Here is a 9,053-nt window from a genome sequence, read left to right on the forward strand (position 1 = left end):
CCCCACCCCATCCAAGGCGGCCGATACCGACAACGAGATCGACGACGAGATCGACTCCAATACCGACAATGGCGATGATCGTCCCCAGCGTATCATGCTGGTGACCGACGCTTGGGAACCGCAAGTCAATGGTGTGGTCCGGACCCTGTCGCGCACGGTCGAGGAATGCCGCGCCATGGGTCACCAGGTCGAGGTCATCCATCCCGGCCTTGGTTACAAGACCTTCCCGATGCCGACCTATCCCGAAATCAAGCTGGCGCTCGGTGCCCGCAAGGACATCGCCCAACGCTTCAAGGCCTTCGAGCCGGAAGCGATCCATATCGCCACGGAAGGTCCGCTCGGACTGGCCGCGCGGCGTATCTGCGTGAAGTGGAAGCTGCCCTTCACCACCAGCTATCACACCAAATACCCCGAATATATCAATGCCCGCTTCCCCTTCATCCCGGTCGGGTTGGGCTACGCTTTCATGCGCTGGTTCCACAATGCCTCTGGCCGGGTGATGGTCACCACACCGTCGATGCGCGACGATCTCGCTGCGCGCGGTTTCAAGAATCTGACCGCCTGGGCCCGTGGTGTCGATGTCGACCTGTTCAATCCGGACAAGCGCTTCGTCGGCGGCGAGGATGTCTATGCCGGCCTCGAGCGCCCGATCTATGTCAATGTCGGCCGGATCGCGGTCGAGAAGAATATCGAGACCTTTCTCAAGCTCGACCTGCCCGGCACCAAGGTGGTGGTGGGTGACGGCCCGCAGCGTGAGGAATTGCAGGAGCGCTATCCTGACGCGGTCTTCCCGGGTCCGAAATTCGGTCCCGAACTGGCGCGCTGGTTCGCCGATGCCGATGTTTTTGTCTTCCCCAGCTGGACCGACACATTCGGTCTGGTCAATCTGGAGGCGATGGGTTGCGGTACACCGGTCGCGGCCTTCCCGGCCCATGGCCCCAAGGACATCATTCCCGGATCCGGCGGTGGCTTCATCAATGATGATCTGCGCCAAGCCTGTCTCGATTGCCTCGAGATCGACCGCGCGGCCCCGCGCGCCCACGCCGAGAAGCATTCCTGGCGGCAATGTGCGATTGATTTCGTGAAAAACCTGAAGCCTCACCCCAAGCCTGAACGTCGCCGCTTCTGGCGCCGTCTGCGCAAGCGCAAGACGTTGTACTAGCGGCGTCTCGCAACAGCCGGTCCCGCAGTGTTGGTTTGGGGCGCTTTATGACAACCAAGCCAATGCCGCCGGGGCGGGGCTTGGTGAAAAATGGACGGTGGGTGTTTGAGGCGAGCGTCGCGCCTCGCATCCGGGTCTTCTTCAAATTAGTATAAGATGAGAATAGCGATCACGGATACTTAAGTAAAAATTTGATACTTCGAAGAGTCGAAATCATTCCCAAGTATGGTTCCAAATTTATCGTCATACAACTCTTTTCTAATAAATATCAAGTCGACTTGCCATAGAGCGTCATCGAAATAACAAGGCTCTACCATATCAAATATTTGAAACTTTCGATCCGACATAAATGACATGACTTCTATAATGTTGTCTTTGGTCGCCTCGACAATGACAACGGCGCACCTTGATAGAAAGGTGCATGACCCTTTCAATACACCGATCTCGCTACCATCCGTGTCGATTTTTAGAAGACAATTTTCGACTGTCTCGAATTGGTCAAAGCAAGAATCCAGAGAAATCACCTCGACGCTTCGTTCGCTTCCGTTTTCGCCGACCACCTTGATGTGCGCGCTCGAGTTCAGGGAGCCCGGCTCGCCCAGTATGCGCATTGATGTGACACCGTCTCCGCTGCCGACAGCCTTCGGGACCAGCGTGTAGTCAAGCTTGCTATAGGCTTGACTGATAATGTGCGCACACTCTTCCACCGGTTCGAACAGGAAGTGATGCACGTCGGGAAAACTATCGATGAGTTCGAAAGTGCCGTGCAACACGCCCACGTCAACGACAGCATCCACAGGGATTCCGCGGCGGCGCAGCACTTGGAGCGATTCCAGCTTCCTGGGGGAGCGGGCTGACCTGGCCAATCCCAACCGTCTGCGAACTCGCCGGGCGAATCCGACGAGATGCTTCAGTGGGCCTTGTGAAGTGGCAGTCACGTGTAACTAGCTCCGCTAATTTTTGAACGCTGCGGGCGTCAGATCGCCGCATTCCTGGTCACTCTGCAGTTACGCTTTGATCGTACTCCGACCATTGCCCAGAGCCTCATACGCGGCGAGAACTTGATCAATCGGGCCGTCCATATGCACTTTGCCATCGTGTAGCCAGAGTCCTCTGGTGCAATTTGTCTGCAACAGGCTGGCGCTGTGAGAGGCGAGCACCAGGATGCCGGCACGCCCGACGAATGTCGCCATCCGCTCGTTGGCGGCCTTGCGAAATTTCGCGTCGCCGGCAGACAACCATTCGTCGAGAATGAGGATATCCGGTTCGAAAGCAGTGGCGATGGCGAAATTCAATCGCATGCGCATGCCGGCAGAATAGGTGTCGACCGGGAGATCGATGAACTCACCCAGTCCGGCGAAGGCCGCGATTTCTGCTCGACGTTCCTCGATTTCCGCACGCGTTCGCCCGGACGCAAGCCCTCGCAAGGTGATGTTCTTGTTGCCGGTTGCCTCGCTGCGCATGCCCAGATTGATGTTGACCAGGCTGGTTCGTTGCCCCTCGACGACAATCGAGCCTTTTTCCGGGGGATAGATGCCAGCCAGAGCCTGGAGCAGCGTGGTTTTCCCCGAGCCGTTCGCCCCGACCAAGCCCAAGCGCTCGCCTTCATGTACCTCGAACGAGATGCCATCGAGGGCACGAACACCCTTGATGTATCCCCGACCATCGCGGACCAAGCGCTGGGTGCCACCAAAACCTTCAGCTGCATCGAGCGGTGCTGTCTGGGTGTCGAGCGAACTCCGCGCACGATTGAACAAGGGATAGGTGACGGTGAGGTCCTGAACGAAAATGTGAGACATGGCTGATCTTATAACCAATACGGCAAGCGGCGGCGGAATATGGCCGCTGATAGTGCGGCCGCCACCCAGACCGCGACGGTCACCCCGAAAACCACCAACCAGCTTGTCATTCTCGGCATCTCTCCCAAAAAAGGAGCTCTGAAAATTTCGACATAGTGCGTCAAGGGATTCAAATCCGCCGCAAACGCGCGGGCTCCATCGAGTCCCTCGCGCACCCACAGTATTGGTGTAACAAAAATCAACAAGCGCGTGATGGAAGCCACCAAGTGTCCGGCATCTTCGAAACGAGCCGCAATCAGGCCCAGCAGATATTGGGCGGCAATGGCGTTCAGTACATAAATTGCGAGCGCAGGTATGGCCATCAGCGTAATCAGGCCGGGAGTCCAGCCTGACCATATCATGATTGGAAACACCACGGCCATTTGAAGAGAAAAAGTCACGAACGACCGAAACAGGCTCCGGTAAACATGCACTGAATAGGGCAAGGACATTGCCTTGATCCAAACACGGGACGACGTGAAAACTTGGCAGCCGTCGAGAAAATTCCCCGAGATGAAGATGAAAGCCGCATAGCCCAACGCGACGTAGACGATGAAATTTTCCATTTCGCGGCCTGACAGGGCGGAAAAGAAAAACGACACGCCGCAGACAAACATCAGGAAGGACAGGACGATCCAAGACACGCCGAGCATGCTGCGCCGGTAGCGTTGCTGGATTTCGTCCCAGGCAAAGGTTCGCCATAGCTCGACCATCAAGAGGCCTGCCCACAAATCGTCCCAAAAGCCGCGAACACCACTGGCAGCGTGAAGGTCATACCGTCTGTTCTGGATGTTCATGGCTTGTCGCTACAGTTCGGTGGCTGCGATGTAATCAACGCTGACCTAAATGACCCGCGAAGCGGTGTCCATCCTGTTCGGTGGCCAGCTGGGCAATTCGAACCGGCCGCACAGACGACGGGGAAATGCCCACGGGGCTCCGGTCTTGTCACTCCACCGTCACCGATTTGGCGAGATTGCGTGGCTGGTCGACATCCGTCCCTTTCAGGGAGGCGATGTGGTAGGCCAGCAACTGGATCGGAATGGCGGTCACGAGCGGGCGGACGATTTCCGGACAATCCGGCATCGCCAGGATATGCGACGCCACGCCGTCCGCTTCCTCGGCGCCCTTTGCATCGGTGATCAAGATCACCTCTGCTCCGCGCGCGGCGACTTCCTGGATGTTCGATAATATCTTCGCGAACAGCGCATCATGGGGCGCCGTCACCACGACCGGCTTGCCCTCTTCAATGAGGGCAATGGGGCCATGCTTGAGTTCCCCGGCGGCATAGCCCTCGGCATGAATATAGCTGATTTCCTTCAGCTTCAGTGCCCCCTCCATGGCCAAGGGGTGATAGGTGCCGCGGCCCAGGTAAAGAACATTCTCTGCGGACGTCAGGCGGTGCGCAATCTGTTCGATCTGAGGCTCGATTGCCAGAACGCTATTGATCAATCGCGGCGCCTCGAGCAGGGCCTGTACAAGTTTGTGCTCGGTCGCCTCGTCGAGTTGGCCACGCGCCCGGCCCGCACCAACAGCAATACAGGCGAGCGCGGCGAGCTGCGCGGTGAACGCCTTGGTCGAGGCCACCCCGATTTCCGGGCCGGCATCGGTCATGGCGACGACATCCGCCTCGCGGGCGATAGACGACTCCGCCACATTGACGACAGCCAGGGTGCGGGCCCCGACTTCACGGCAATAGCGCAGTGCTGCCAGTGTGTCGGCTGTCTCACCGGACTGGGAAACGAACAGCGCCCCGTCGCGCGCAGAAATGACCGGCTCCCGGTATCGAAATTCCGACGCAACGTCGATTTCGACTGCCAGCCGCGCATATCGTTCGAACCAGAATTTCCCGATGGATGCCGCGTAGAAAGCCGTGCCGCATGCGGTCGCGACCATTCGGTCAATATTGGCCCAATCCAGCAGGGTGCCAGTCCGGAGCCGACCTGCATCCAGATCGAGATAACGCGACACCGTGCGTGCGATCACATCCGGCTGTTCATGGATCTCTTTCTCCATGAAATGGCGGTACGCGCCCTTGTCTGCGAAACCGGCAATCGCCCGCGAAATCTGCACCGGCCGCTCCACCGTGAGGCCGTTCGTGTCAACAATGCTCGCTCCGTCGGCTGTCACAACCGCACGATCACCCTCTTCGAGGTAGATGACCCGGTTGGTCCAGCCGGCGAGAGCCATGGAATCGGAGCCGATATAGCCTTCCCCGTCGCCCAAGCCGATAACCAGCGGGCTGCCGGCCCGCGCCACCCAGATACGCCCGGGCACGTCGGCATTGATTGCCGCCAATGCAAAGGCGCCGCAAAGCCGATCGACCGCGGCGTCGAATGCCGCGTCCATTGTACAACCCGAATTGAGACCCGAATTGATGAGGTGGGCGACGACTTCCGTGTCGGTCTGACTTTCAAACGTGAATCCCTCGGCTATCAGGGCTTCCCGGAGTTCAACATAATTCTCGATGATGCCGTTATGGATGATCGCGACGGGTCCGGAGGCATGCGGGTGCGCATTTGCCTCGGTCGGGGCGCCGTGTGTCGCCCAACGCGTGTGACCAATACCGACAGGTCCGTCGAGCGGATCGGTCGCGATCCGGGCTTCCAAAGCGGAGATTTTTCCCGACGCGCGCCGTCGCTCCAGGCCCGATGCAGACACCACGGCGACCCCCGCAGAATCATACCCGCGGTATTCAAGGCGCCGAAGCCCGTCAACAAGCCGCGCCGTGACCTGACCCGACCCTGCAATTCCCACGATTCCGCACATCACCGACTCCCGATCCATCGCGCCAGCAGGCTGCCGCGCGCCGAGTTAAACAATACTGACCAGACAAGTAGCATGACGCACCGGGGTCATGCAGACGCGTGCAGTCAACAAGTGCTGCAGGAGATTACAACCTGAGCCCGGCGTTACATAGCCAGGTTGGCGACAGGTCAAGAATTGGCCATGCCGGTCCCAAGCTCGCCGTCAAATCTGCTGGTCGAAAGCACCGACCTCCGGGTGGGCACCCAGCTCAGCCTGGATTGTCGAGAACACGGCTTTCACATCGTCCGCGCTCACCGGGCTTTCGACCACGACAACAAGATTGGGGGTGTTCGAGGAAGCGCGAACCAATCCCCAAGCACCGTCTTCGAGCGTGAAGCGGACGCCGTTGACGGTGTTGACGTCGACAATCCGGCGCCCCGCAATGCGCTCGTCGCGGTCTGCCTTGAGCTTGTAAGCGGCCACAATCCGCTCCACCACGTCATATTTCACCTCGTCCGCGCAGGCCGGTGACATGGTCGGTGAGCCATAACTGACGGGCAGGGCGCGGCGCAGGTCGGCCATCGACCTGTCGGGGTTGCGATCCAGCATCTGCAACACTGCGCGGGCCGCGATGAGCCCGTCATCATAGCCGCGGCCGATCGGTGGCTGCAGGAAGAAGTGCCCGGACTTCTCGAAGCCCGCGAGCGCGCCCAATTCCTTGGAGCGACGCTTGATATAGGAGTGACCGGTTTTGAAATAATCCGTCTTGCAGCCATGCTCGGCGAGGATCGGGTCAATGGTGAACAGGCCGGTTGATTTCACGTCAACCACGAAGGTCGATCCCGGGTGCAGCGGCGCGAGATCGCGCGCCAGCATCAGGCCGATCTTGTCGGCGAAGATTTCCTCGCCCTCATTGTCGATCACACCGCAGCGATCACCATCACCGTCAAAGCCGAGGCCGACATCGGCGCCATGCTCCAAGACAGCGTCGCGCATCGCGTGCAGCATTTTCATGTCTTCCGGGTTCGGATTGTAGCGTGGGAAAGTATGATCGAGTTCGCAATCCATCTCGATCACCTCGACACCCATTGCCCGCAGCGCTTGCGGGGCGAAGGCACCGGCCGTGCCATTGCCGCAGGCCGCAACGACCTTGAGTGGCCGCTCGATCGCGACATCTTCGGCGACGTCGGCGAGATAGCGCTCGGTAACGCCCGTTTGGCGAACATAGCCACCGCCGCTGCGGGTCCGGCCCTCGCCGGCAAGGACAATCTCCTTGAGCCGGCTCATCTCGTCAGGACCAAAGGTCAACGGACGGTTGGCGCCCATCTTGACGCCAGTCCAGCCGTTGGAGTTATGACTGGCCGTGACCATCGCCACGCAGGGTATGTCGAGGTCGAACTGGGCGTAATAAGCGACGGGCGACAGCGCCAGGCCGATATCATGAACCTCGACGCCCGCCGCCATAAGGCCGACTTCCAATGCCTGCTTCACGCTCAGCGAATAGCTGCGGAAGTCATGGCCAACAACGATTTTCGGGGCAACACCGAGTTCGTGGATCAGCGTCCCCAAACCCATCCCCAGCGCCTGGACGCCGTACAGGTTGAGGTCGGGTGGAGTATCTGATCCGGGGTGCCCGAACCACCAACGCGCATCATACTCGCGAAAACCGGTTGGCTTGATCAGGGCTTCGGTTTCAAACTCCCAGGAATTGGGCGTCAGCTTGGCATGGGGCTTGGTCGTCATGGGAACACCGCTTCTTGTGTGACAGGCAGGGTGGATCTCGCGACGAGCGCAGCCCGACGGGCTGCACCCGTCGGGCTGTGATCAGCCGTTGGGACGTCCGACGCTGGTATAGGCAAAGCCGGCATTGGTGGCTTCGTCCAGCGTGTAGATATTGCGGAGGTCGACAAGCACGGGGGCTTTCATCGTCGACTTCAGGCGTTTCAGGTCCAGCGCGCGGAACTCGTTCCACTCGGTGATGATGACCAGAACGTCGGCGCCTTCGGCACAGAAATAGGGGCCGGAGACAAACTCGACATTGTCGAAGAGTTTTTCGGCTTCCACGGTGCCGGCCGGGTCAAAGGCCCGGATGGTCGCACCGGCACGCTGCAGGGCCGGAATGATCTCGAGGCTCGGCGCATCACGCATGTCGTCGGTATTCGGCTTGAAGGTGACGCCGAGCACCGCCACGGTTTTGCCCTTCACATCGCCACCGCAGGCGGCGATGACCTTGTCGGCCATGGCGCGTTTGCGGGCATCATTGACCTCAACGACCGTCTCGATCAGGCGCAGCGGCGCCTCGTGATCTTGGGCCGTGCGGGTCAGTGCCAGCGTGTCCTTGGGGAAACAAGAGCCGCCATAGCCGGGTCCCGCATGCAGGAATTTCCCGCCGATCCGGTTGTCGAGCCCGACGCCCTTGGCAACTTCCTGGACATTGGCGCCGACCTTTTCGCACAAATCCGCAATCTCGTTGATGAAGGTGATCTTCATCGCCAGGAAGGCGTTGGCGGCGTATTTGATCAGCTCGGACGTGCGACGCGATGTGAAGACGATCGGCGTCTCGTTGAGGAAAAGCGGGCGATAGAGTTCATTCATCGAGGTGCGGGCGCGGTCATCATCGGTGCCGACAACGACGCGATCCGGCCGTTTGAAATCATCAATCGCAGCACCCTCGCGCAGGAATTCCGGGTTTGAAACGACGGCAAAATCAGCGTCGGGTCGCGTCTCGCGAATGATCCGCTCGACTTCATCACCGGTGCCCACCGGCACGGTCGATTTGGTGACAACCACCGTGTAGCCGTCCATGACTTCCGCAATTTCCTTTGCGGCAGCATAGACATAGCTGAGGTCGGCGAAGCCATCGCCGCGGCGCGACGGGGTGCCGACGGCAATGAAGACCGCGTCGGCGGCCTTCACGGCTTCGGCGAGGTCCTGGGTGAAGGAGAGGCGACCTTCACGCACATTGCGCTGAACGAGCAGGTCAAGGCCCGGCTCATAGATCGGAATGCCACCGGAATTCAGCGTTTCAACCTTGCTGGCATCCTTGTCGACACAGACAACTTCATGCCCGAAGTCAGCGAAACAGGCTCCCGACACCAGTCCGACATAGCCGGTTCCGATCATTGCGACGCGCATGATTATTCCCTCCAGTTCCGATCAATGCCGGTATCGCCGACAGGACAGCGGGGCGCAAGGAGGTAATGCCGCGAAATCTCCGCATATCCCTGCAGTGCCAGCAAAGCTTCAAATGTCCGGCGAAAAGCCAAACAAGCGCCGGGATTGTCAACAGCGCAGCGACAAAAAAAACG

At 59.5% G+C, this 9,053-nt stretch carries 7 protein-coding genes; 1 reads left to right on the plus strand and 6 read right to left on the minus strand.

All coding sequences use genetic code 11. From position 1 onward, the window contains the following. The first annotated feature begins 94 nt into the window (after positions 1–94). Complete coding sequence (locus tag C7435_RS12170) at positions 95–1,162, plus strand: glycosyltransferase family 4 protein (protein WP_075191605.1); 1,068 nt, start codon at positions 95–97, stop codon at positions 1,160–1,162. A gap of 179 nt (positions 1,163–1,341) precedes the next feature. On the opposite strand, the gene C7435_RS12175 is transcribed toward C7435_RS12170, so the two are convergent. The 6 genes from C7435_RS12175 to C7435_RS12200 all read right to left on the minus strand — a co-directional run bounded on the left by C7435_RS12175 (position 1,342) and on the right by C7435_RS12200 (position 8,880). Further along, complete coding sequence (locus C7435_RS12175; protein ID WP_121211800.1) at positions 1,342–2,100, minus strand: FkbM family methyltransferase; 759 nt, start codon at positions 2,098–2,100, stop codon at positions 1,342–1,344. Positions 2,101–2,169: 69 nt separating this feature from the next. Then, positions 2,170–2,961, minus strand: coding sequence for an ABC transporter ATP-binding protein (locus C7435_RS12180; RefSeq protein ID WP_121211801.1), 792 nt, complete (start codon positions 2,959–2,961; stop codon positions 2,170–2,172). 8 nt (positions 2,962–2,969) lie between these two features. Beyond that, positions 2,970–3,797, minus strand: a complete 828-nt coding sequence (locus C7435_RS12185) for an ABC transporter permease (protein ID WP_075191535.1) — start codon at positions 3,795–3,797, stop codon at positions 2,970–2,972. A 148-nt stretch (positions 3,798–3,945) separates the two neighbouring features. Further along, a complete protein-coding gene (gene glmS, locus C7435_RS12190; RefSeq protein ID WP_075191604.1) occupies positions 3,946–5,766 on the minus strand; it encodes a glutamine--fructose-6-phosphate transaminase (isomerizing) in 1,821 nt (606 codons plus the stop codon). Between the two features lie 201 nt (positions 5,767–5,967). Further along, positions 5,968–7,488, minus strand: a complete 1,521-nt coding sequence (locus tag C7435_RS12195) for a phosphomannomutase/phosphoglucomutase (protein ID WP_121211803.1) — start codon at positions 7,486–7,488, stop codon at positions 5,968–5,970. 81 nt (positions 7,489–7,569) lie between these two features. Further along, positions 7,570–8,880 carry a UDP-glucose dehydrogenase family protein gene (locus C7435_RS12200; protein WP_075191533.1) on the minus strand — a complete coding sequence of 437 codons (1,311 nt, stop codon included), beginning with the start codon at positions 8,878–8,880 and terminating at the stop codon, positions 7,570–7,572. Between the last annotated feature and the right edge of the window lie 173 nt (positions 8,881–9,053).

This window comes from Maricaulis maris, from assembly GCF_003634045.1.
Classification (GTDB): domain Bacteria; phylum Pseudomonadota; class Alphaproteobacteria; order Caulobacterales; family Maricaulaceae; genus Maricaulis; species Maricaulis maris.